Source organism: Pararhodobacter sp. SW119 (assembly GCF_017811755.1).
In the GTDB taxonomy this organism is placed as follows: domain Bacteria; phylum Pseudomonadota; class Alphaproteobacteria; order Rhodobacterales; family Rhodobacteraceae; genus Pararhodobacter.
In genome coordinates, this window is sequence record NZ_JADDJF010000018.1 from 25026 (window position 1) to 46290 (window position 21265).

Below are 21265 nucleotides of genomic sequence, written 5' to 3' on the forward strand. Positions count from 1 at the left end.
CTCACTCCTCCATCAGCCCGACGAGCAGGTCCTGGCCGCGCTCGACGAGCTTCATCGAATTCAGCCAGCCATAGAACTGGCGCAGGGTCCCCGGCGTGTCGTCGATCCGCTTTGCGATCACGTCGACCTCAGTCGGGTGCCTGTCGAGGAGCAGCGAGGTCTGCCCGTGGCGCATCTGATGCGGCGTCATCGGGAGATCCACCACCGTCCGCATCAGCCCGGCGAATTCAGCCCCGAAATAGTCGGCATTGAGATGCGCGCCCGGCGTCGTCACCGCCGGGAACAGGAACGGGTTCGCCGCGGCATGCGGAAACAGCGGGCGGACCGCTTGCAGGTACCAGCGGATCGTGTCGTGACAGCCGAACCTGTTGGGCTTGATCGGGAACGCGATCTCGACCTTGTTCTTGGTAAGCTCCGCCGGGATGAGCACCTGGATCGCCTTCTTGCCCTTCGCGGGAACCCGGATCTGCGCATCCTCGCCGTCGCAGGTCAGGCACATGGCGTTCTCGACGCGGATCGGCGCACCGCCGATCTCGATCGCCGCGAAAGCGGCCGCGGTCCCGAGCATCCGCACGCGCACGATCTCGTGCGCCGTCGGCTTACGGTTTTCCGCGGCGGCCTGTGCCAGGATCGCCTCCGCGGCCTCGCGCAGCACCTTGAACGAGCCGAGAAACCGCCCGCGGATGGCCGGTGTTGCAACAACTTCCTCGCAGAACTTGCGGTTCTTCGGTGTCATGCATTTGTCGGCCTTCCTGCCCGCGCGCGCGACGGCGTTGTTGGACAGAACCAGGTCCAGCATGTGCGTGTTGATGCCGAGATGAGCGCGCACCTGATTCAGTGCCTTCAGGTATTTGCGCGCCGTGCGCGGCTCGAGGCGGCCGTCCTTTTTCGAACGCGTGCGCCGGGCAAACATCTCCCCTGCGATGGCACAGAGGATCTCGTCCTCGGCGAGAACGGCCTTGAGTTCCGCCTGGTCCGGGCGGATCTGGCCAAGCTCGAGACCTATCCGTAGGGCGGTGCGGAACGCCGATCGCATGACATGGGCGTGTTTGGCGTGATCGTCTGCGAAGACCTTGTCGACCGGATCCCAATTGGATTTCGTGACCTCCTCGATCCACGCCAGGAACTGCGCCTCCCAGTCCGGGTTCAGTGCCGCCAGCAGCGGGACGCGGCGCACGGCGGACAATCCGATCGGTCGCGCTGGCAGCAACGGCAGGAGCTGCGGAAAGTCCCGCAGCTCGTCGAGCCGCCGGAGCGCACGGTGGTTCGCGTCCCGCTTGTTGCCGCGGAAATCGGCGTCGATCCGCTGTGCCTTGACCAGCGTCAGGTCGCGCGGCTGCCAGCCGTAGGACCGGGCCACGAGCGCGAAGGTCTTGAGCGCCGCGAGCTTCATCGGGTGCCAGTCGGCGTTCTTGCCGACGCGCCCTTCCGTCAGCGGCTTGATCGCGGCGAGGAGCTGCGTCCAGTCATCCTGCTGCGCCCGCAGCGCGGCCTGCGCCGCGTGCACGCCCAGGAACTCCCGTAGGGGGGCCTGGAGCCGGCGCCGAAAGAGGTTGTAGGCGGCATTCGTGGTCCAGTGGCTGGCGTCATAGCCGTCGAGCGGAAACCGCTCCTCGACGAGGGACAGCTCGGCCAGGATCGCGGCGAGCGGCCGGTTGATGATGCGTCCCGCCTCATCGATCGCGCCGAGATATCGGGCACGGACCGACGGCTTGAGATCGGTGCGCGCCGCCACATGGGCGCGGAGCTCGGCGAGTGTCGGGCCGGGCTGACCCGACATCACGGGTGCGGGGCCGGCGGCGGCGATGGCCAGGGCGGAGGTTTGGGGGCGGCCGGTCAGATCAAGCATGGGATTTCCTTTCCTGTTGTGCTTGCGTCGAATTCGAGAGAGGGGGTGGGTCGCTTGCGCGCGCTTCCGGTCGCCAAAGCGCGCCCGGGACACACACGCCGTCGAGGTTGCCGCCCGTGAAACCGGCCGGACGTTCGTATCCCGGTCGCTTACGCGTGGGTCCGGTCGCTTGGGCGTGCAGCGCCGTGTCCCAGCCGCGGAAAGGCATCGATTCAGACCTCATGGCGTGGGGGTGAGGGCGCCGAAGACCGGCGCGGGTCTGGCGTATCGGGGAAGCTCATTACCGGTATGCCACGCGAGCACCTCGGCCCGGCGCCAGCGCTTGGCGCGGGCTCCCTTGCGACCGTTCGAGAGGTCGATGGAGGCGGGGAAAGACGACGCGCCAGCCGGCACCTTGCCTTTCTCCCAGCGGTAGACGATCGACGGATCAGCGACGCCGACGAGGTCGGCGACGCCCCGCGCCGTGAGCAGCGGCGCGGTCAGCTCGGCGTGGTGCGCGTGGTCCTGTTCGGCGGCGAGACCGAGCGCGCGCCAGACCACCGGCCAGCGCGTGGTACCGCCGCGCAGGGTGATCTTGAGATGGCGCAGGACACGGGCCAGCGGCCGAGTGTCCTCGGTCTCCGGCAGAGCGAAGAAGGCGATGAGATCGGTGCGGGTTAGGGGCTTGTCGAGCATGGCCCGACCGAATTAGGCCCCGTTTCAGAGATCCAAAAAATGGTTCCCGGAATTTTGGGTAACGGATCAGATGGCGTGTTTGCGCGGGCATCTATCCGGGTGAAAATCGGCTCCGAGGCGGCTTTTCCGGGTGCGTGAGAACGGACCTATCTGCTGATCAACGCGGTTCATTCCGATCCGCGCTGATCAGCAGAACAAGGACCTGCCCATGCTCGATAGACCCATAATCTCTACTTCCGACTGCCAACCCGTCTGGAACAGCCGTTTCAGGCAAACCGAAACATGGACGTTCGAGTGTGACGCTGCAAACCTGCGGTTCGACATCACCCGCGTCAACGGTGTCACGAATGCCCAGAGCATCCATGTCTGGACCGTCCACGGGGGCATGCAATACATCAAGAGCGTCGGGGAGCGCCGATGGACCGTCGGCATGGCGACCGGGCGTCTTCCCCTGGAACCTCCTTCGGAAGCCCGCGCACGAACCTTCGCCGGTGCCGCTCTCGCCGCGTTCGATGCGGTCTGGGAAAATCTTCCCGCGGACCACCTTCCGGGCTACGCGCTCGCCAACCTCGAAAGCGAAGACCGTGACCTCGTGCACAGTGTATTTCCCGAGGCCTTCGCGGCCAGCGAGGTGGTCTGTGCAAACTTTGGTGAGGGCTTGCTCGCCCTTGCCCGCGAAATCGTCGCCGGGCGGGATTTCGAGATCCGCCAGCGGGAGGAGGCTGAGTGGCACAGACGGGTCAAGAAACAGTTCAAGCAGTTGCCGAACGGGACCGTCCTGGTGCATCGCGACCACGCCGCGATGATTGGCGTCATCTCGAACGCGCCCGGGCGACGGACGAAGCGCAGCCTCAAGGTGTATTGGGGAACCGCCTGCATCGGGCGGAAGGACCTCACCAAGGCATTACGCACCAGTTACCGATTGATGACCCCGGAGCAGGTGGCAAAGCTCCCGCGATCCGTATTTTCGTCCCATGAGATTCTCGTGGCGGTGGGGCACGCAGGCAGGCTCGCGGCGCATTGCCCGGACCTTGCCTGATCGTAGAGAAGACATCCGCTCTGCCAAGAGCGACACATGCATGAGACCGCGGTTTTCAGCCCGCGGTCTCATTCGTTTTGCTGGCACCCGCGCCTCAAGCCCTCAGGATGGGCTGCGACAGTCCTGCGTTGCATCAGCCGGCGCTGTGGCCGCTATCGCGGATTGCGCGGCAGGCCTATACGGGCGTTAATCGTCTCGTCGCGCTCGATGAAGTCCTGCAGTCGGTCGGCATGCCAAAGGCAGGACTCCGCGACGGCACTCTGCGGATCGAGCGCGGCCAGAGATACGGGATGGGGGCCGAAAGGGCCGTCGAGATGTTCGAGCGTCAGAAACTCGAACAGGCCTGCGAGCCGAGTTGCGAACGAACTTTGCCAGGTTGTGGCGGAACGGATCGCAGCGCTGAGTTCACCCGCCTGCTTAGCCGCCGGCGCACCCGCGACCGCGTGCAGGGCATCGATCAGCGTGGAACCATGCTGGTCGAAGAACAGGCGGCAATTCGCGAGCAGCGCCGCGCGCCGGATCAGGAGCGAAGTGGCCGAGGCCTCATGGGAGAGACCCAGGCTCGGCGGTGTCTCGCCCGCGCGGGCATCGCCGTCGGTGTCGTGGTCGTCAGGGATTGTCATGTTGTCGCTTTCCTTTGCGTGAGGTCTCGGGGCAACGATCGCCGCCCAAGAAGAATGTGGTTTTGGGCCGGGTCGTCTGGAAACGCCGACAGGATATTTTCTGGCTCTGCCGGCATTTTTCGGGAGGAGCGGACCGGCTCCTTGTCGCCAGGGACGGAAAGAACCGGGCGTCGCGCGCCACGTCAGGCATGCGCGGATCCAGCGCGACAGCTGCAGCAATGTCCGGGGCCCTGTTTCTATTGCTGATCGCTACTCCGGCGTTCGCGTAAAAAACCTCTGCGTCGCCGCGGCGGCGTCTTTCCGGTTCACCTCGAGGCAGGTTTCCTGGTCGACGAGCAGAATCTTCCGCACCGTGCAATTCGGCATTGGCGCGGTCAGCGCCTCCCAGCTCCAGCGAGAATGCTGGTGGCGGAGACGAATGGTGGCCGTGTCCACGCCACGCCGCGTTCCCCGGCATTCCAGCAGCACCACGCAGCCAGACTGAAACCTTGCGGCGGACTTTTGCAGCGCATGCACGACATCTGCCCGCATGCGGTGCCATTCTGGCGCGCGGCCGAGCGAGGCTGCATATCCATCAAGCGACAGCGAAACCTCCGGCCGCCTCATCGCGCGCACGATTCCGAGCTCGCCATAGACCATGAGGTCAAGGGGCGCCCGGAAACCGGCGAGATCGCGGATGTTGAAATAGCCGTAGGGCTCGGTGCCGAAGAGGCGTTCGAAGAGATCGTTGCGCAGTCGCCAAGAGAGCCAATGATGGTCATGGACAAAGCCGATCCAGTCGAAAAGTTGAGCGACGCGCAGTTCCTCGATGCCATCCTCGAGGGCCCGATTTCCGTTCGAGCGCTCGAGGCCGAGGTGCCGACGGAAGACAAGGCATCCCTGCCCATCGCCCGCCTCGGGCTGGTCGACCGTCAGCCGGTGCCAGTCGGGCACCTGTCGGCAAATCGCATGAGCGATGAGATGCAAGAGCCGCAGGCCCTGGAGTCCGAGCCCGCGGCTCTGAACAATATCGAGGAAAGGCTGCGAGAGCCGGTAGAGCCCGTCGCGCGGGCGATCGGGGGCGGGTGTGAGGGTCTTGGCAATATGCATCATGAGGCTCCTTTGGATGGGAGGAGAATGATGGTGTTGACCGCGCCGCTGCGGAAATCGGATGGCTTTCAGGAACCCCGCTTACGGGCGGGGCCGCTCCGGATGTCAGCCACGGGACCCCGATCAGATACGGTGATCTCCCGGCGATCCCGGTGATTTGCCCGCGGTTCTGCGGGACCGGTCCCAACACGGGATTGATCTGAAATGGAAATAGCACCGCGGAATCCCTGAAACTCAGAACCCCCAGAAAAAGGAAATATTGGGGGCTCGCGAGCGCCGCGACCGGCCGGGCCTCTTCCGTTCCCTGTCAGGCGATCAGGGCGAAGGTTAGACATTTCCGCCGAAGCCGCCGCATCCCGGATTTTTTTGGCCACCTCAATCGACCCACGTCCTTCGGATAAATCACCGAAGGACCTCCTGTGCAATTTTCCCCCGTATCCGCCGGCGCTTTCGGCACCATTCCGGTCTGGCCCGCCGCGGCCGACTTGCCCGGCGTTTCCGCGGCTCTCGCCACCGCCCGCGTCCTCGTCAAGGATATCGACGCCCCGAGCGCAGTCACGACGGCGCGCGGTGTCCTGGTGGCCGCCATTGGCGCCTTTTGGACCGTCCTCTCTCCCGGCTCGAAACCGAGAGAGCCGATCTGGAAGGACGAGATCGTGTCGGTATCCCCGGACCTCATCGCGATCGCAGACCGAATTGGAACCGCCGCAGCGGGCCTCTGCCTGGAGGTGGCCTGCGACCTGCTCGGCAGGCTCTATTGCTCCCTTCTGCCCCGTAGCCTGCGGGCGAACCAGGGCAGCTACTACACACCGCCGGCACTTGCGGTGCTGTTGCTGCAACGGGCGACCGAGGCCGGCACGGACTGGCGTAGTTGCCGCGTCCTCGATCCCGCCTGCGGCGGTGGTGCGCTCCTGCTGCCAGCCCTGCGGCGCCTTCTCGCGGCAATCGGCGATTGCGGTCCAGTAGTGGTGCTGGCAGAGGTTGCGGATCGGCTCCGGGGCACCGATCTCGACCCGGCCGCCGCCTGGCTTGCCCAAGTCATGATCGACGCGGCGCTTCTGCCCTGGACCTCGCAAATTGGCCTTGGGGCGCCGCGCATCGTGCAGGTGGCGGACAGCCTCGACACGCGCCAGATGGCCGCCTTCGACCTGATCGTCGGTAATCCGCCCTACGGTACTATCGCACTTTCGGGCGAGCAGAAGGCGCGCTTTGCGCGCAGTACCCATGGCCGTGCCAACTTGTACGGCCTGTTCCTCGACCGGGCCCTCGACCTCGTTCTCCCCGGCGGCGTCATCGCCTATCTGACTCCGACGAGTTGCCTCGGCGGCGAGTACTACAAGAACCTGCGTGCGCTGCTTGCGCGCGAGGCGCCTCCGAACACGATCGACTTCATCGTCCAGCGCGGCGGTGTCTTTGATGCGTGCCAGGAGACGATGCTCACGACCTGGTGGCGGGGCGCATCGCCCGGTCCGATCCGGGTTTCGGAGATCCGCGTCAAGGGGCAGCAGACCGCGATCCGGCCACTGGGCCTGGGCCAGCTTCCCTGCGATCCGGCCGCCCCGTGGCCCTTGCCGCGCCGGGTGGCGCATGCGCTCGTCGCGCCAGCGTTGCATCGCGCGCCGCACCGGCTGGAGGATTGGGGCTACCGGGTGCGGACGGGTCCGGTCGATGCCAGCCGACACAAGGGCAGCGTCGCCGCCGAGCCAGCGCCGGGATATGTGCCGTTGATTTGGGCCGAGGCTGTCCGGCCGGCAGGTCTCGTCTGGCCGGGATCACCACGGCGTCAGGCCGCCTGGTTCGATGCGCGCGGCAACGAGCGGCTTCTCGTCCGGACGCCGGCCCTGCTGCTGCAGCGTACCACCGCGCCCGAGCAGCCGCGGCGCTTGGTTGCGGCACCCCTCACTGCGGCTCTTCTTCGGGAACACGGCGCCACGGCCATCGAGAACCATGTGAATCTTGTCGAGCCAATCGCGGCGACGCCGCCGGTTTCGCTGGAAGCGCTGGCAGCTTTTCTGGGCAGCGCTGCGGCGGACACGGCGTTCCGCTGCTTGAGCGGCAGCGTTGCCGTGTCAGCGTACGAGCTACGGGCGCTTCCGCTGCCACGCGCGGCGGAAATGGGACCGCTGTCGCGCATGCTATTGGCCGACACCGGGACGGTCGAGGTGGAGGCAGAGTGCCGACGCCTCTATCGCAACTGCACTGGCAGCTGATCCAAGCAGGTCAGCGGGGCCTCGGCGGTTCCACCTCTGGCCCGGCCACATCAGCATGAACGCATTCCCGATCGCTTTTTTGCGCTCGCCAAGCGACACCATATCCAGATTCCCAGTCGGAGGACGGGCATGTGAGCCACCGCACAGGCGGCTGAGAGCAAGGCAACGGAGTATCCGTCACCGAACCCGGCATCGCAAAGATGCATCAAACAGGTCCCTGCAGTCGCGGGGATGATCGAACCGACTGGCATCCTGCATTCGCGGGGGGTATTGAGGCGCTCCGGTCCGATTACGGAACCGGAACGCCTCAAGACGTTCGGATTTTCCTTATGATCATGCAGGTCTCCTGTCTTGTTGGGTAGGAAAAGCCCGGCCTCCAGCCGGGCGCCGCAGGTGGCCGCGGCGGAAGCGCCGCGGGTTCACTTGACGAATGCGGTCAAGGCGCGGACGGTAGCTATCGCCAAGCCGGCCGAGGACGGCCGTGCCATCGCGGCACTCGACGAAGCGGTCGCAGCAAAGGGGCACTTGGACGCGGCGCGCGCCGACGAACCGTGTCGGCCGGTTCAGCGAGGCCTCGTCGCAGTCGGCGCGCCCAGTGACGTGCAGTTCATGGCCTCGGTTCGGACCCGTCCAGCGGGACGTGCCGTAGACGACGACAGCATTGCCGGCGATCCGGTCGACATCGACGACGAGGCAGGGGCGTGGCTTCTCTGCCAGAGGCTCGTCAAGGCAGGGAAATCTAAACGCAACGATGTCGCCGGCCGCGAGCGTGTCGCGCCAGGTCAGGGGATGGGCGTTCATGTGGGAAACTCCTTGGCCCGCGCCCGGCGGTGCCGGAACGCGGGTGTCAGTCTGGGAATGCGCTCAGGCCGAGCGCAGCGGCCGCCGGACGGGAAGGCGCGGCAGGCGCATGGCGTGGGCGGAGATGGCGTCGCTGCGCGCGATCAGTGCCTCCAGGCGTTCGACATGCCAGCAGCAATCGGTCACGCGCGCGGGATCGGGGTCGAGCACCTCGGTGGGCACCGGATAGGGGGAGTCAGGATCATCGAGATGATCGAGACGCAGCAGCCCACACAGCGTGCACAGCCGTCGCGCGAAGGCCGCATGCCAGCGGTCAGCCGCGGCGATATCGCTACAAAGCTGATGCGCCAGGCGCGTGCCGGTGTCGCCTGCGGTGAAACCCGCCACTTCGATCAGCGAGGCCTTGTGGGCTTGAAGGTAGTTCTGGCATGTGTCGAGCAACTCGGCATGCGCCTGCGCAAGCGTGGTGGGGTATTGGATAAGAGAGGCAGTCGTTGGCATCGTTTTCTATCCCTTTTGCGGTTGATCCGACCTGCCCCTCTCCTTCCCCTTTCTCGGGCCGCGGAGGTTCGGGCGTGTCAAACCGACCACGCCCGGACCAGCCGCCGGCCCCCTTGCCAAGCTTCGGCGATATGCCTCCGACGTTTTTCCTGATTACAAGCAACCGCTAAACACTATATGATAGCGCAAGGTATTACCTTTGCTCGGAGGTCACATGGCGTCGGCAACATCCATCAAACTGGACGACAACATGAAAGGACGCGTCCAGCATCTCGCTAAAGTTCGTAAACGCACATCCCACTGGATCATGCGTGAAGCCATTGCGCAGTATGTCGAGCGAGAGGAGAAGCGTGAGGTGCTGCGTCTGGATACACTCAAGGCATGGGAAGAGTTTCAGGATGCCAGGCTGCACACGACCGCTGAAAAGGTCGACGAGTGGCTGGCGAGCTGGGGACTTGAGAACGAACTACCTGCCCCTGAATGCCACAAGTAGAATTTGCTCCGGCGGCAATCCGGGACCTGCAACGACTGCGTGATTTCCTGCGCCCAAAGAGCGCCGATGCAGCGCATCGGGCGGGTGAGGCGATCCGGCAGGGCTTGAACCTGCTTGGTACGCATCCCCGCCTCGGACGGGTGGTCGACGATCTGCCCGAAGAGTTTCGGGAATGGCTCATCGACTTCGGCGACAGCGGCTATGTCGTTCGATACCACCTTGACGATGATACCGTGACAATCCTCGCAATCCGGCACCAGAAAGAGGCCGGATATCACTAAGGTGTTGCTTCAGAAAAAGCGCCCCCGCAGAAATCTGCAAAGGTGATTATCCATTTGAAAGCACATCCCGCTTCGCTTCTGGCCGTTTGGCACCTGCACGTCCGGACATAAACGGTCGTTTTTGTTCCTCCGGTGACGGCAGACGATCCGTCAATCGCTTGACGCAGACAAAAATCCCTCCCAAAACCGTTGTGCTTTTGGGAGGGTTTTGGCCATGATCCTGGGCTATGCGCGCGTCTCGACCTTGGAACAGAGCCTCGACAGCCAGCGCGATGCGCTGACCGCCGCCGGGGCGGAGCGTATCTTCGCCGACACAATCACCGGCACTGCCCGCAACCGCCCCGAACTCGACCGGCTGCTGGAGCAACTGCGTCCTGGCGATGTGGTCGTGGTGACCAAATACGATCGCCTTGCGCGCAGCCTGAAAGATCTCCTGGAAATCGTCGAGCACATCAAGAAGCACGGAGCGGGGTTCCGCTCGCTGGCCGAGGATATCGACACCACCACCCCGGCCGGGCGGCTGGTCTTCCACGTCTTCGCCTCCATCGCCCAGTTCGAGCGTGAGCGCATCGCCGAGCGCACGCGCGAGGGGTTGGAAGCCGCGCGAAAGCGGGGCCGGGTCGGCGGACGGCCGCGCGCGCTGACGCCGGCACAGGTGACCGAGGTGCGCCGCATGCGCGACGAAGAGATGCGACCGCTTCCCGAGATTGCCGCGCTTTTCAAGGTCAGCACGAAGACCGTCAGAAGAGTGACGTGATCGGCGCAATCTCGTCGCCGGACCCCCTCGGTTCCGGATCGATCCGATCCGACGGCTGGCCCGCGGCCCGCGCGACCTTCGCCGTCCGCCTTGCAACTTCAGCGGTTTCGATGGCGCAAAAAGCGGGTTTCCGCGCAACGTCGCAACTGTGGCGGGAACTGAAGGAACGGCCTCTCCTTCCTGCTGTTGTGTTGCGAAGCCGCCGGACGGCTTCCTGACAACTGAGAGGAAAAGACCATGAAGAAGCATCTTGCAATCGCCGCCAGCGTGATCGCTCTTGCCGGCGCGCCGGCCCTGGCCGACAGCCATGACGCTGCCGAGCATGAGTTCCCGCTGACAATGGCAGACTTCATGATGGCCTATCCGGACGTCACGCCCGAGGAGTTCGAGCAGATCGACACCGATGGCGACGGTCAGGTCTCGGAGGACGAATACAACGAAGCCCGCGAAAGCGGTGTGATCGGCGACGACGAAAGCGAAGGCTGATCACCACACGGTTGCCCGCGCGTCGGGCACCACAGGACGGCGGTGCTCCGGCACCGCCGTTCGTCGTTGCGCCCCGACCCGGCGCAGTGCCCGCCTGAAAGGCCCTCCTTTCCGATCTGGTCCCGCCAAAAGGCGCGAACTACGCTGCAACGCGAATCGCGGCACGAACGCGGAACCGATACAGCAAGGGCCTGATAAGGGACGGGCACCCGGGCGGGCAGGAACCGGATGACAGCGAAAGACGGGCCGGCCTTTCGGCCTTCCTTCCGGCGATGGCCAGTGATCTCGGCCCTGGGTGTCGTCCAGATCCTGGCCTGGGGCAGTTCCTATTATCTGCTGGCGGTGCTGGCCGCCCCGATCGCCCGGGATACCGGCTGGCCGCTGACCTGGATCGTCTTCGGCCTGTCGATCGGGCTGTTCGTGGCGGGCATGGTTTCACCGCGTGTGGGAGAGGCCATTCGCCAGAACGGGGGCCGGCCTGTCCTGGCGCTGTCGGCCCTTCTTCTCTCGGCGGGACTGCTGACCTTGGCCATCGCCCCGGTGCTGCCGGTCTTCGTCGCCGGCTGGGTGCTGATCGGGCTCGGCATGGGCGCGGGGCTTTACGATGCGGCCTTCGCCACCTTGGGCGGCCTTTACGGACGCAGCGCACGGCCGGCGATCACGGTCCTCACGCTCTGGGGAGGGTTCGCCAGCACGGTCTGCTGGCCGCTCTCGGCGTTTCTGGTCGCGCATCTGGGCTGGCGCGGGGCCTGCGCAGGCTATGCCGCGCTTCAACTGGCGGTCAGCCTGCCGCTGATCCTGATGGTCCTGCCCCGAAAGATCGCCACACCGCCTGTAACGCCCGGCGCCATGCCCGCGAATGCACGGCTGGCACCGATGGAGCGGCTGGTCTTCATCCTTCTCATGGCCATCGCGGTGCTGTCCGGGCTGACCGTCACCATCGTCTCGGTCCATCTACTGACCATTCTGCAGGGCCGCGGCCTGTCACTGGCCGAGGCGGTCGCCCTCGGCGCGCTGATCGGCCCGGCGCAGGTGGCGGCACGGCTGCTGGAAATGGCCAGTGGCGGACGGCATCATCCGGTCTGGACCCTGGCCGGCGCCACGGGCCTGGCGGCCGCGGGGCTGGGCATGATGGCGCTGGGGCTGCCCTTCGTCGGCGCAGCGATCTTTCTCTACGGAGCCGGCAACGGCATCTTCTCGATCGCGCGCGGCACGCTGCCGATGGCACTGTTCGGCCCCGACCGCTACGCCCCGATAATGGGGCAGTTGGCGCGCCCTGCACTAATCGCTCAGGCGCTCGCCCCTTCGGTGGGGGCGGTCCTGCTGTCCGTCGGCGGTGCCGACCTGACGCTGGACACCCTGGGCCTGCTCGCCCTGCTCAACGTGGTCCTGACGGCGCTCCTGTGGCAGAGCGCACGCGCCTTGCGCTGAGTGGCAAGCCCGCCCCCCCTGCCCCGCCGCGTCGGCGCGATATCGGTTCGGGGTGTTTCGCGCGCGAAACGCCTGCTTCACCCCAGACGCTTTTCCAGCCAGCCGAGGAAGGCGCGGTCGGGGTTGCGCAGGCGCCGCCGGCCCGAGCGCAGCCAGAACCCCTGCCACTCGGCAACAAGCGCATGCACGTCCCAGCCCGCGGCGCGGGTGCGCGCGCGATCCAGCGTGGCCTCGGCCAGAAGCGGCACGGTGCCCGGCTCGATCACCACGGCGCGCGGGCAGACGCGGAAGATATCGCCCGGCTCCTCGGACAGCGTGTAGTCGGGCAGCGTGTCGGCGACGATCATGTCGCGGATCATCTTGCGAAAAACCCGCCGCGGGCTGGCCGAGCCCGACTTCTTCAGGAGCACCTCGAGCGAGACGCGCCATTCGGGCTGGTGGCCGCAATGCTTGCGCGCCAGTTCGTAGACCCGGCGCTCCAGCGGCTTTCGCAACCGGAAATACTGCCGGCTCAGGGTCAGCACCGACTTCGCCAACACCGCGCGAAAAAGCCATTCCGACAGCTGCACGGTGACCGAGATCATCCGGCCGCCCTTCGACCGGCGGCGGATCTGCCAGGTCTCGATCATGCCGAAGCCTGTCGTCACCTCCTCGCCACCGGTCACCACATTGGTGGTGATGCGCGTGCCCGAGAGCCGCTCAAAGGCCTCGCGCAGGCGAGTGTAGCCATCGCCCGAGGTTTCGCGGTTCGTCGCCACCAGCAGGTCATGGGCCTTCAGGTGCAACACGCGCGCGACGGGCCGGCCGGCGTTCAGCGCCGCCATGAGCTGGCTGATGCAATAGATCAGGATGTCCTTGTCGAAGATCGTCGCCAGCCCCTTGACCGACGGCGTCACGGTGATCGCGACGCCGTTGTGGTCGTAGCGCAAGATGCGCCGGTCGGGCCGGGTGGAGAGCGAGAACATCGGATGCTCCATGCTCGCCAGATCATCCTTGGGCAACGCGCCCAGGATGTCACACAGAAAGAAATCCGCTGTCGGGTGACGGTCGGGCAGAAGCCCCTGCCCCGCTGCTATCGCCTGGCCCATGCCTGCCCTCGTGCCCAAGCCTTGCCGCCCCGTTCCGGGATCTGATCGTGGCTCTCTGGTCTGCTCGCGGGGCGACTTCGGACCGTGAAATCCGGCCACCCTCTATCGTGGTTTCAGTGACACCGAGCCTAAAGTTATCCACAGCCTGCGTCCAGCCTGGAATGACCGAAGGATCGGGGGTTCGGAATCGTTTCTTCGGGGGATCCGATTCACCCTATCGGGGGTTCGGATTCACTGCCCTTCCGACCAGTAGGTTCAACCGCTTGGGAAACAAGCCATATCCAAAGAACCCAGAAGGCTGTAACTAATGAAATAACTGGAAACTAACTGGGAAGAAATCTGCGACACGCCTGACGCACCATCGGTCATACCCTCCCACAGCCTGAAATTGCTGAGAAAAAGCAGTGATGTGCGGAAAATGCTTCCGGGTGCTGCGAATCGTGATATGCTGTGAAAAACACGATACATGACCGGATCGAACGGTCGGGACATCGAGCAACCGGCAAAAAGGGCGGCACCAGAACCGGGCCGCCTAAACACCGGACAGGAGGCGGGCATGGCAGAGGTGCCGTCCTATTTCAACATCGCGCCCGACCAGGCGATGGCCGCGCTTGACGCGCCGACGACCTCGGCCGGCTTTGCAGCCATCGCAGAAGCCTGCGCGCGCGGACGGGCGGACCTAGCCGGCCGGGGGCTGGATGCGCGCGGCGAGCGCGTACTCCGGCGCTTCTCGACCTGGGAAATCACGCGCTACCTGATCCCTGTCGCGCCGGCCCATTTCCGCCGGGTGCTGCGCGCCAACCCCGAGCTGCCGCAAGGCCTGAGCCAGACCGAAGGCGGCGCGAAATGGTTCACCCTCGACGAGGTGCTGCGCCTGCGGGCCCACTTCGCCGCGGAGGGATCGCGCGCCAAGGAGTACCTGCCCTACCGGCCCCAGGGCCTGCCCGCGAAGATCGTGGCGGTCGCCAACTTCAAGGGTGGCGTCGGCAAGACGTCGACCGCGGCGCATCTGGCGATGTCGGCGGCGCTGGATGGCTACCGGGTGCTCGTCGTCGATCTGGACAGCCAGGGGTCGATGACCTCGATCTTCGGGGGGCAGGTCGCCGACGAATGGGGCACGGTCTTTCCGCTGCTGGCCCGCCACTACGCCCGGCATCTGCGCGAGGCCAACCAGGCGCGGCTCGAGCGCGGCGAGAATCCGCAACCGCTGGACGACACGCTGGCCGAAGCGCTGAAGATCACCGCCGGCGATCTGATCCGGCCCACCCACTGGCCGACCATCGACCTGATCGGCGCGCAGCTGAACCTCTACTGGGCCGAATTCCAGATCCCGGTCTGGCGGATGGCGGCGCGCGGCTGGAAACTCTGGGACGCGCTGACCGAGAGCCTGGAGGCCGATGGCGTCCTGGACCGCTACGACGTGATCTTCGTCGACACCCCCCCTGCCCTTGGCTATCTGACGATCAATGGCCTCGCCGCGGCCGACATCCTGCTGGTCCCGTTCGGCGCCTCGTTTCTGGAATTCGACTCGACCGGGCGCTTCTTCGACATGCTGCATTCGACCTTTGCGAGCATCGAGGAGGCCGAAAACATGGCCGCCCGCGCGCTGGGAACCGAAGGCCTGCGGTTCGAGTGGGACGCGGTGCGCGCCGTGCTGACGCGCTACGACGCCAACCAGCAGGGCGAGCTGGCGGCGCTGATCCAGGCCTATCTCGGGCGCACGCTCTCGCCCTCGCGGCAGGAATTCACCGCGCTCATCGGTCAGGCCGGCGAGCAGGTCTCGGGCATCTACGAGGCCGACTACCGCGACTTCAACCGCGACACCTATGCGCGCGGCCGGGAAACCTTTGATGAAACCTATGCTGCTTTCAAGAAGCTGCTGGTCGGCGTCTGGCGGCGCGACGAACTGGCGGCAAGGGCGGCCGCGGAATGAGGAGGTCAGGCATGGACGAAATGGGCGGGAACGGGACGGGCATGTTTCGCGCGCGAAACGGCACGACTGCTTTTAAGGTGGTTTGCCAATGGGACGCGGGTCCCCGGCGCGCGGTGTTTCGCGCGCGAAACGCAGGCAGGGTCTGAGCCATGGCCAAGCGTCGTCGCCTGACCGCCGCGCCCCTGCTCGCCGGATCCCCACCCGCCGAAGCGGCCGCCCCGATCCCCCTGCGCCGTCCGCCGATCGCCGAAGTGGCCGGCGAGGCGGCCGCGACCTCGGCGCTCGCCGACATGGCGCAACGGTTCGAACGCGCGCGGACCGAGGGACGCATGATCCAGTCCCTGCCGCTGGATGCGATCGAGACCGACTGGCTGGTCCGTGACCGGCTGAGGATCGAGGACGAGGGGCAGGCGGCGCTGATCGCCTCGATCCGGGCGCGCGGCCAGCAGGTCCCCGTCGAGGTGGTGGACCTCGGCGACGGGCGCTACGGCCTGATCTCGGGTTGGCGGCGGATCGCGGCGTTGAGATCGCTGCACGAGGAGACCGACGAGGCGCGTTTCGACGCCGCGCTCGCCATCCTGCGTCGGCCCGCCGATGCCCCCGAGGCCTATCTGGCGATGGTCGAGGAGAACGAGATCCGCGCCGGGCTTTCCTATTACGAGCGCGCCCGCATCGTCGCCCGCGCCGTCGAGGCCGGGGTCTTTCCCGGCGACACGGCGGCGCTTCAGGCACTCTTCGCCGCCGCCTCGCGACCCCGCCGGTCCAAGATCGGCTCGTTTCTGCGCATCGTGCGGGAACTGGATGCGGCGCTACGCTTTCCCGCCGCGATCCCCGAGCGGTTGGGGCTGCGGCTGTCGGCCGCGCTGGCCGAGGATCCGGACCTTGGCGCGCGCATCACCGGCGAACTGGGCCAGAACCCGCCCGAAAGCGCCGAGGCGGAACTTGCGCGCCTCTCCCGTCTTGCCGCGCCTGCCCCAAGAACCCCCCCTGGCCAAACCCGGAAGCCGGCGGGGTCCGCGACCGAACCATCGGCGCAAACGCCCATCGTCACCTACGAGCCCGAACGCGGCCGCATAACCCTCACCGGTTCGGGTATCGACGCCGCGCTGGCCCGCCGGCTGCGCACCTGGCTGAGCGACGGGCAGGGCTGACACGCGGACGACGGACGGGCAGGGCGTTTCGCGCGCGAAACGGTTTCGTCGCGGTTCTCGCGTCGTCAGGCGGCGCCGCTATTCGGGGATGAACCGGGGCAGGGCGGGGATGGTCTGGCGCATGAACTCCTGCAGGCGGGCATCGGCCGCGCCCTCGGGTTCGGACGGGTCGATCGGGGTGATGAAGCGCACGATCGCGCCGTCGGTGCGGTCGATCATCAGGCTGTCGTAGACCACGGTCATCTTCGCCACGAAGTCGTTGGTGATGCGCCGCCCGCGCTGTTCGAACCAGTAATAGACCAGCTGTTCTTCCATCCCCTTGCGGATGACCGCGCGGTTGACCGCGAAATCGCCGAAGGGCGTGGCGGACATGTCCAGCGGATGGTTCTCGAAACTGGCGATCTCCCAGCCGCCGGCGGGCAGGCAGACCTCGGGCGAGTGGATGCCCGAGCCGCCGGTCTGTTCGTCGTAATAGGCCACGAAGAGGTTGATCCGCTCGCCGCTTGCGGGGTTGGCGAAATGCATGTCCATGTAGTCGGTCGCCCCGAGCACCCGTTCGATGCCGGGATCGAGGAAGGCCTGCCGCCCGCGCCATTCGCCCACGTCGCGCGGGAAGATCGAGAAGGGGTCGCGGTCGGGGCGGATCGGATCGCTGCCGGTCTCGATCAGCTGGACCGCCGAGGCGCCCATGGTCAGCATAGCGGCCAGCGCCAGCCCCAGCGAGGCCCGGATGCCGAGCCCCCGCGCCGCGATCCCGCCCAGGCCCTGAGTGTCCAGGTCGATCGCGCGGCTGAGCGGCAGCGGGTTTGGAGTCAGCCGTTGCAGCGCGATCGCCACCAGGAACAGGATGCCAATGCAGGTGATGAAGATCACCCAGCCCTCGAAGGCGTGAAGGAAGCCCTCGGCATGTTCGATCCCGTAGGAATTGACGAGGATCGCGATCATCCCGATGCGGAAGGAATTCATCAGCACCGTCAGGGGGGCGGCCAGCAGGAACAGGAAGACCTTGTGCCACATCGGCCCGCGATAGAGGATCGCGAAGAGATAGGTGAACGACAGGATCGGGAAGAGGTATTGCAGCCCGGCGCAGGCCTCGGCCACCTGCAGCTTGTAAACGCCGAGGTCGATGACGTTGCCTTCCAGGAAGACCGGAATGCCCATCAGACGGACGAACAGCACCCCGATCTCGGACGACACGCCCTGCAGGAAGATGATCAGCTTGAAATAGACGAAGGTCGGCAGCGGCAGCATGAAGATCAGGTGGAAGACTGGCAACTGGTGGCGCCGTCCGCGGTCCCAGCCGAAGACCGTCAGCACCACGCCGCCCACCCAGAGGATCAGCCCGTAGGTCACCAGGTCGTTGATCCGCGTCAGGTTCCCGGCCATCGCCACGGCGAGGCCCAGAAACACGACCGCCAGTCCCTGCCAGCGTTGTGCCAGCCCCATCGCGGGCAATTGCGGAGGGGGCGGTGCCCCCCGCAACTCGCGCAGGAAGAGGAAAAGCGAGATGGCGGGGATCAGCCAGCCGTGGCTGTATTCCGGCGTCGACCAGGCCCGGACGAGCGAGCGGAACCCGTCCCAGAAGACCGGCAGCGAGGCGACGACGAGGCCCAGGAACAGCGCCACGCCGAGCGGATTGAAGGCCACGGACCCGCCGCGCGGGAATCGGGTCAGCGTGTCAGAAAACGACATCGTCGAAACACCACTTTCTTCATCGACGCCGTCCGGTTTCCCGCGGGCATCGGAACCAAATCTGATCGTTTCCTACCGCAACGGCCTGATCGATGCGACAGATTCCTCCATGGGATCACGCAAATGACACTGTCGGCTTAATTATTCGCGCCCGGATTCCGTTCAGGGTTGTGAAGTGCCAGGACTGGTTCGCGCGGTGGGTGAAGGGGGCGCCGCGTCCTCGCGCGCTCCTCGGGTGGCCGAGGACCGGGAGCGGTGCGCACCGAGCCGGGGTACAGAAGTTCGACAGCAAAACCGATAAGTGTATGATTTAACTATGTCCGGATAGACCATTTTGTGACTACACGTCGGCCGTTAGCTGGGTTTGGGCAGGTTCAGGGTGTCGAAAAGCTCCAGTTGTTCTGGCGTTGTTGTCGATAGGCCGTCGACCATGCTCTGTCCGATCCTTGCCCTGTGCATCTGGATGCGCGCGAGCATGTCGAGGGCGGTGCGCGGGCTGGCGCTGTGGCCCTTGACCTTCATGCGCATGCGCATGACCCGCCAGAGGACGAGGGCGAGGAAGCAGATCAGCGCATGGGCGCGGATGCGCTCCGGCAGGCGGTGGTGGACCGGGGCGATCTCGATGTCTGATTTCAAGACGCGAAAGCCGCGCTCGATATCGGCGAGCGCCTTGTAGTGCGCGACGGCCTCCGCTGGGGTCAGGTCTGGGGCGTTGGTGATCAGCGCGAGCTTGCCGTCGAAGAGTGCGGCTTCGGCGATGGCATCCTCGTCGACGCTGTAGCTGAAACGGTCGGCCTGGAGGTCGGCTTTCAGGAAGCGGGTGAGTTCCGCCTCGGCGACCGCGCGGGTGAACCGGCTGTAGGCGCCACGGTCCGAGGCGCGGCGGCCGCGGGCGGTCTGGCCGTCGTCCTGGGCATCGAGTTTCTTGACCATCTTGCCGGCCATGTCCTCAAGTGCGGTGATGCGGGCATGGCGCCGATCGGATTGCTCGGCGGCGCGCAGGGGATCATGAGCGACGATCAGGCGGTGGCCGGCGAAGGTGCTTTCGGCCAGGCCTTCTTCATCGAAGGGGAGTCCCCTGAAAGTCCCCACGAGTTCCGCGTAGCGCCGCGCCGGCACGGCGAGGATGAACTCCAGCCGGCGGCTGCCCCGCTCTGCCAGGGCAGTCAGCTCGCCGATGTTCTCAAGGCTCAGCAGCCCGCGGTCAGCCACGAGGATCACGCGCTGGATCGGGAAGCGCTCCAGCACCGTTGTCAGCATGGCCTGCAACGTCTTCGTCTCCGCCACGTTGCCCGGGTGGACGGTGTGCATGAGCGGCAGCCCCTCGGCAGTCTGCACCACGCCGAGCACGAACTGCCGGGCGATGCCGCCGATCTCCTTGTTCATGCCGAAGGCGCGGATGTCGTCCTCGACTGCGCCTTCCCCGTGGATGCGCACGGTGGTCAGGTCGTAGAAGACGATCGACAGGTCCTGATCCACCAGCGGTCGGATCTGTTTGGCCAGTTCCATCTCGACCCGTTCGGCATGGTCCATCAGCGCGTCCATCGCGCGCAGGAGATGCTGGTGGGTCACGGCGTCGGGCATGGCCGGCATCGCGACGGTCTCCAGCCAGCGCAGGCAGCCCAACTTCGAGTCCGGCGCGCACAACCGGTTGAACACCATGGCCCGGATGAGGGCCTCGACGTCGAGCTTGCGCTTGCCGGAGCGCAAGCTTCGGCTGAGTGCCCGATCGAAGCCAAGATCCTTCCAGAGTTCGTGCAGAGCGAAGACGTCGCCATAGGCGCGTGCCGGCTCATGGGTGATCTCAAGCTTGGCGGGCTCCTCGCGTCCGGCCGCACGACAGAGCCCTCGGATCAGAGCATCGAGCTGGCTGCCATCCTTATCGTCGAGGCGCCCGAGATTGGCCACGACACGATGCCGCGGCTTGCCCGCTTCGTTGCGGAAGGACTCGACAATCTGAAGATAGCGTCGCCCTCCGCTCTCGTTGATGCGCACGAACATGCCTACAAATTGCCACGCAAACCCTAACCATGCAAGAGCATGAATGAGCCATTCGTGTGACTACACAAGATTCACATCATGGCTCATCTAACCTATTGAACGGATTCTCTCAGGCATCGCAAATCGCGCCCAATCGAAGGCGATTTTGTCGAACTTCGGGGGGTAATGGCGGGGATCGCGGAAGAGTGCCGCAGGGGGGCGTTTCGCGTGCGAAACAGCGGCGCGGTGCCCGGTCGCCGGAGCCGGCGACCGAGCAGGGGGCGTCAGGACTTGCGCTTGCCCTTGGGGTTCACGGCTTCCACGGCGAGCGCGGTCAGCTTCGCGTTCGCCGCCTTCTCCTCGTCGAGGATCGTGCCGAGAAGCGCATGGGCCTCGTCATGGCCAAGCTCTTTAGCCCATTCGCGCAGGGTGCCGTAGCGGGCAATCTCGTAATGCTCGATCGCCTGTGCCGCCCCGATGACGGACACGTCCAGCGCATGCCCTTCGGCTTCTTCCAGCAGCCCGTCGGCTTCCTTCAGAAGGCCGTCCATCGCGTCGCATTTCTCGCCCGAGGCCGACTTGCCGAGGCTCTTGAAGACCTTTTCCAGGGTCTTGATATGGCCCTTGGTCTCCTTGAGGTGATCGTCGAAGGCCGCCTTGAGATCGGCATTGCCAACCGCCTTCGAGACCTTGGGAAGCGCCTTCGAGAGCGCGTTCTCGGCCCAGTAGATGTCCTGGAGGGTGTGTTCGAAGGCTTCGTTCAGGGTCTTCATGTGAAAGCTCCTTTCACGGTATGAGGTGTTGCGCCCCTGGATCCGCGCGGCACCTGTTCGCCCGCCCGCCCGCATGCGGGCGCGCCCGAGCGTGCGCCGTCTCCTTGAGCCACCTTGATTCCGGTCTGCCATGAACGCGGTTCCGTTCTGCCAGCCCGTCGAGAGCGCAACTCGGCAACCCGAGCGGGGGTTCCCGCGCTTCGGCGTCGCTTCGCGGGTTCCTGCCGGGCAAGCCCAAGTCCTCGCTTGCCATCGCATTCCCCGGGCTGGTAAGTGCCGAACACCGATGCGGAGAGGTGGCCGAGTGGTCGAAGGCGCACGCCTGGAAAGCGTGTAGGCGGGAAACCGTCTCGGGGGTTCGAATCCCCCTCTCTCCGCCAGTCCGGCTGGCGGTCCGATCGGCCTCCCGCAGG

At 65.8% G+C, this 21265-nt stretch carries 19 protein-coding genes and 1 tRNA gene; 10 read left to right on the plus strand and 10 right to left on the minus strand.

Going from position 1 to position 21265, the window contains the following annotated elements; all coding sequences use genetic code 11:
- Position 1: 1 nt before the first annotated feature.
- Together IM708_RS12000 and IM708_RS12005 are read right to left on the minus strand one after the other, a co-directional pair.
- Positions 2 to 1942, minus strand: coding sequence for a hypothetical protein (locus tag IM708_RS12000; protein WP_209426817.1), 1941 nt, complete (start codon positions 1940 to 1942; stop codon positions 2 to 4).
- A gap of 126 nt (positions 1943 to 2068) precedes the next feature.
- The gene (locus IM708_RS12005; RefSeq protein WP_209426818.1) at positions 2069 to 2524 is read right to left on the minus strand and encodes a hypothetical protein; all 456 of its coding nucleotides are present in this window, start codon (positions 2522 to 2524) and stop codon (positions 2069 to 2071) included.
- A 208-nt stretch (positions 2525 to 2732) separates the two neighbouring features.
- Here IM708_RS12005 and IM708_RS12010 point away from each other — a divergent pair, with 208 nt between their 5' ends.
- Positions 2733 to 3563 carry a hypothetical protein gene (locus tag IM708_RS12010; protein WP_209426819.1) on the plus strand — a complete coding sequence of 277 codons (831 nt, stop codon included), beginning with the start codon at positions 2733 to 2735 and terminating at the stop codon, positions 3561 to 3563.
- 152 nt (positions 3564 to 3715) lie between these two features.
- On the opposite strand, the gene IM708_RS12015 is transcribed toward IM708_RS12010, so the two are convergent.
- On the minus strand, positions 3716 to 4186 hold the full coding sequence (locus IM708_RS12015) for a hypothetical protein (RefSeq protein ID WP_209426820.1): 471 nt from the start codon (positions 4184 to 4186) through the stop codon (positions 3716 to 3718).
- Between the two features lie 249 nt (positions 4187 to 4435).
- A complete protein-coding gene (locus IM708_RS12020; RefSeq protein ID WP_209426821.1) occupies positions 4436 to 5275 on the minus strand; it encodes a hypothetical protein in 840 nt (279 codons plus the stop codon).
- Between the two features lie 419 nt (positions 5276 to 5694).
- Between IM708_RS12020 and IM708_RS12025 the strand changes: the two genes are divergently transcribed.
- Positions 5695 to 7485 carry an N-6 DNA methylase gene (locus IM708_RS12025; protein WP_209426822.1) on the plus strand — a complete coding sequence of 597 codons (1791 nt, stop codon included), beginning with the start codon at positions 5695 to 5697 and terminating at the stop codon, positions 7483 to 7485.
- A 333-nt stretch (positions 7486 to 7818) separates the two neighbouring features.
- Here the strand turns inward: IM708_RS12025 and IM708_RS12030 are convergent, their stop codons facing one another.
- Positions 7819 to 8286: a hypothetical protein gene (locus IM708_RS12030; RefSeq protein ID WP_209426823.1), complete on the minus strand. Its 468-nt coding sequence runs from the start codon at positions 8284 to 8286 to the stop codon at positions 7819 to 7821.
- Positions 8287 to 8349: 63 nt separating this feature from the next.
- Positions 8350 to 8787, minus strand: a complete 438-nt coding sequence (locus IM708_RS12035; RefSeq protein WP_209426824.1) for a hypothetical protein — start codon at positions 8785 to 8787, stop codon at positions 8350 to 8352.
- 214 nt (positions 8788 to 9001) lie between these two features.
- Between IM708_RS12035 and IM708_RS12040 the strand changes: the two genes are divergently transcribed.
- The 5 genes from IM708_RS12040 (at position 9002) to IM708_RS12060 (ending at position 12235) form a co-directional block, all read left to right on the plus strand.
- Positions 9002 to 9280, plus strand: a complete 279-nt coding sequence (locus IM708_RS12040) for a CopG family ribbon-helix-helix protein (protein WP_209426825.1) — start codon at positions 9002 to 9004, stop codon at positions 9278 to 9280.
- Positions 9268 to 9561: a type II toxin-antitoxin system RelE/ParE family toxin gene (locus IM708_RS12045; RefSeq protein ID WP_209426826.1), complete on the plus strand. Its 294-nt coding sequence runs from the start codon at positions 9268 to 9270 to the stop codon at positions 9559 to 9561. The genes IM708_RS12040 and IM708_RS12045 overlap by 13 nt, the downstream gene beginning before the upstream one ends.
- Positions 9562 to 9775: 214 nt before the next feature.
- A complete protein-coding gene (locus tag IM708_RS12050; protein ID WP_209426827.1) occupies positions 9776 to 10318 on the plus strand; it encodes a recombinase family protein in 543 nt (180 codons plus the stop codon).
- Positions 10319 to 10555: 237 nt separating this feature from the next.
- The gene (locus tag IM708_RS12055; protein ID WP_209426828.1) at positions 10556 to 10804 is read left to right on the plus strand and encodes a hypothetical protein; all 249 of its coding nucleotides are present in this window, start codon (positions 10556 to 10558) and stop codon (positions 10802 to 10804) included.
- A gap of 279 nt (positions 10805 to 11083) precedes the next feature.
- Positions 11084 to 12235, plus strand: a complete 1152-nt coding sequence (locus tag IM708_RS12060; protein ID WP_348524967.1) for an MFS transporter — start codon at positions 11084 to 11086, stop codon at positions 12233 to 12235.
- A 77-nt stretch (positions 12236 to 12312) separates the two neighbouring features.
- Here the strand turns inward: IM708_RS12060 and IM708_RS12065 are convergent, their stop codons facing one another.
- Positions 12313 to 13323, minus strand: a complete 1011-nt coding sequence (locus IM708_RS12065; protein WP_209426830.1) for a replication initiator protein A — start codon at positions 13321 to 13323, stop codon at positions 12313 to 12315.
- Between the two features lie 556 nt (positions 13324 to 13879).
- Here IM708_RS12065 and IM708_RS12070 point away from each other — a divergent pair.
- Complete coding sequence (locus IM708_RS12070; protein ID WP_209426831.1) at positions 13880 to 15256, plus strand: AAA family ATPase; 1377 nt, start codon at positions 13880 to 13882, stop codon at positions 15254 to 15256.
- A 149-nt stretch (positions 15257 to 15405) separates the two neighbouring features.
- The gene (locus IM708_RS12075; protein ID WP_209426832.1) at positions 15406 to 16407 is read left to right on the plus strand and encodes a ParB N-terminal domain-containing protein; all 1002 of its coding nucleotides are present in this window, start codon (positions 15406 to 15408) and stop codon (positions 16405 to 16407) included.
- Between the two features lie 78 nt (positions 16408 to 16485).
- Here IM708_RS12075 and xrtD read toward each other — a convergent pair whose 3' ends face one another.
- The 3 genes from xrtD to IM708_RS12090 form a co-directional block, all read right to left on the minus strand.
- A complete protein-coding gene (gene xrtD, locus IM708_RS12080; RefSeq protein WP_209426833.1) occupies positions 16486 to 18099 on the minus strand; it encodes a VPLPA-CTERM-specific exosortase XrtD in 1614 nt (537 codons plus the stop codon).
- Between the two features lie 354 nt (positions 18100 to 18453).
- Positions 18454 to 20100 carry an IS1634 family transposase gene (locus IM708_RS12085; RefSeq protein WP_209426834.1) on the minus strand — a complete coding sequence of 549 codons (1647 nt, stop codon included), beginning with the start codon at positions 20098 to 20100 and terminating at the stop codon, positions 18454 to 18456.
- Positions 20101 to 20363: 263 nt separating this feature from the next.
- Positions 20364 to 20852 carry a ferritin-like domain-containing protein gene (locus IM708_RS12090; protein WP_209426835.1) on the minus strand — a complete coding sequence of 163 codons (489 nt, stop codon included), beginning with the start codon at positions 20850 to 20852 and terminating at the stop codon, positions 20364 to 20366.
- Positions 20853 to 21142: 290 nt separating this feature from the next.
- Between IM708_RS12090 and IM708_RS12095 the strand changes: the two genes are divergently transcribed.
- Positions 21143 to 21232 (plus strand) — tRNA-Ser (locus IM708_RS12095).
- The last annotated feature ends 33 nt before the right edge of the window (positions 21233 to 21265 follow it).

Excerpts from the sequence above, each read along its gene's own strand:
- IM708_RS12005 (WP_209426818.1), bottom strand. The coding sequence starts at position 2,524 with ATGCTCGACAAGCCCCTAACCCGCACCGATCTCATCGCCTTCTTCGCT.
- IM708_RS12010 (WP_209426819.1), top strand. The coding sequence starts at position 2,733 with ATGCTCGATAGACCCATAATCTCTACTTCCGACTGCCAACCCGTCTGG.
- IM708_RS12015 (WP_209426820.1), bottom strand. The coding sequence starts at position 4,186 with ATGACAATCCCTGACGACCACGACACCGACGGCGATGCCCGCGCGGGC.
- IM708_RS12020 (WP_209426821.1), bottom strand. The coding sequence starts at position 5,275 with ATGCATATTGCCAAGACCCTCACACCCGCCCCCGATCGCCCGCGCGAC.
- IM708_RS12030 (WP_209426823.1), bottom strand. The coding sequence starts at position 8,286 with ATGAACGCCCATCCCCTGACCTGGCGCGACACGCTCGCGGCCGGCGAC.
- IM708_RS12035 (WP_209426824.1), bottom strand. The coding sequence starts at position 8,787 with ATGCCAACGACTGCCTCTCTTATCCAATACCCCACCACGCTTGCGCAG.
- IM708_RS12040 (WP_209426825.1), top strand. The coding sequence starts at position 9,002 with ATGGCGTCGGCAACATCCATCAAACTGGACGACAACATGAAAGGACGC.
- IM708_RS12045 (WP_209426826.1), top strand. The coding sequence starts at position 9,268 with ATGCCACAAGTAGAATTTGCTCCGGCGGCAATCCGGGACCTGCAACGA.
- IM708_RS12050 (WP_209426827.1), top strand. The coding sequence starts at position 9,776 with ATGATCCTGGGCTATGCGCGCGTCTCGACCTTGGAACAGAGCCTCGAC.
- IM708_RS12055 (WP_209426828.1), top strand. The coding sequence starts at position 10,556 with ATGAAGAAGCATCTTGCAATCGCCGCCAGCGTGATCGCTCTTGCCGGC.
- IM708_RS12065 (WP_209426830.1), bottom strand. The coding sequence starts at position 13,323 with ATGGGCCAGGCGATAGCAGCGGGGCAGGGGCTTCTGCCCGACCGTCAC.
- IM708_RS12070 (WP_209426831.1), top strand. The coding sequence starts at position 13,880 with ATGGCAGAGGTGCCGTCCTATTTCAACATCGCGCCCGACCAGGCGATG.
- IM708_RS12075 (WP_209426832.1), top strand. The coding sequence starts at position 15,406 with ATGGCCAAGCGTCGTCGCCTGACCGCCGCGCCCCTGCTCGCCGGATCC.
- xrtD (WP_209426833.1), bottom strand. The coding sequence starts at position 18,099 with ATGTCGTTTTCTGACACGCTGACCCGATTCCCGCGCGGCGGGTCCGTG.
- IM708_RS12085 (WP_209426834.1), bottom strand. The coding sequence starts at position 20,100 with ATGTTCGTGCGCATCAACGAGAGCGGAGGGCGACGCTATCTTCAGATT.
- IM708_RS12090 (WP_209426835.1), bottom strand. The coding sequence starts at position 20,852 with ATGAAGACCCTGAACGAAGCCTTCGAACACACCCTCCAGGACATCTAC.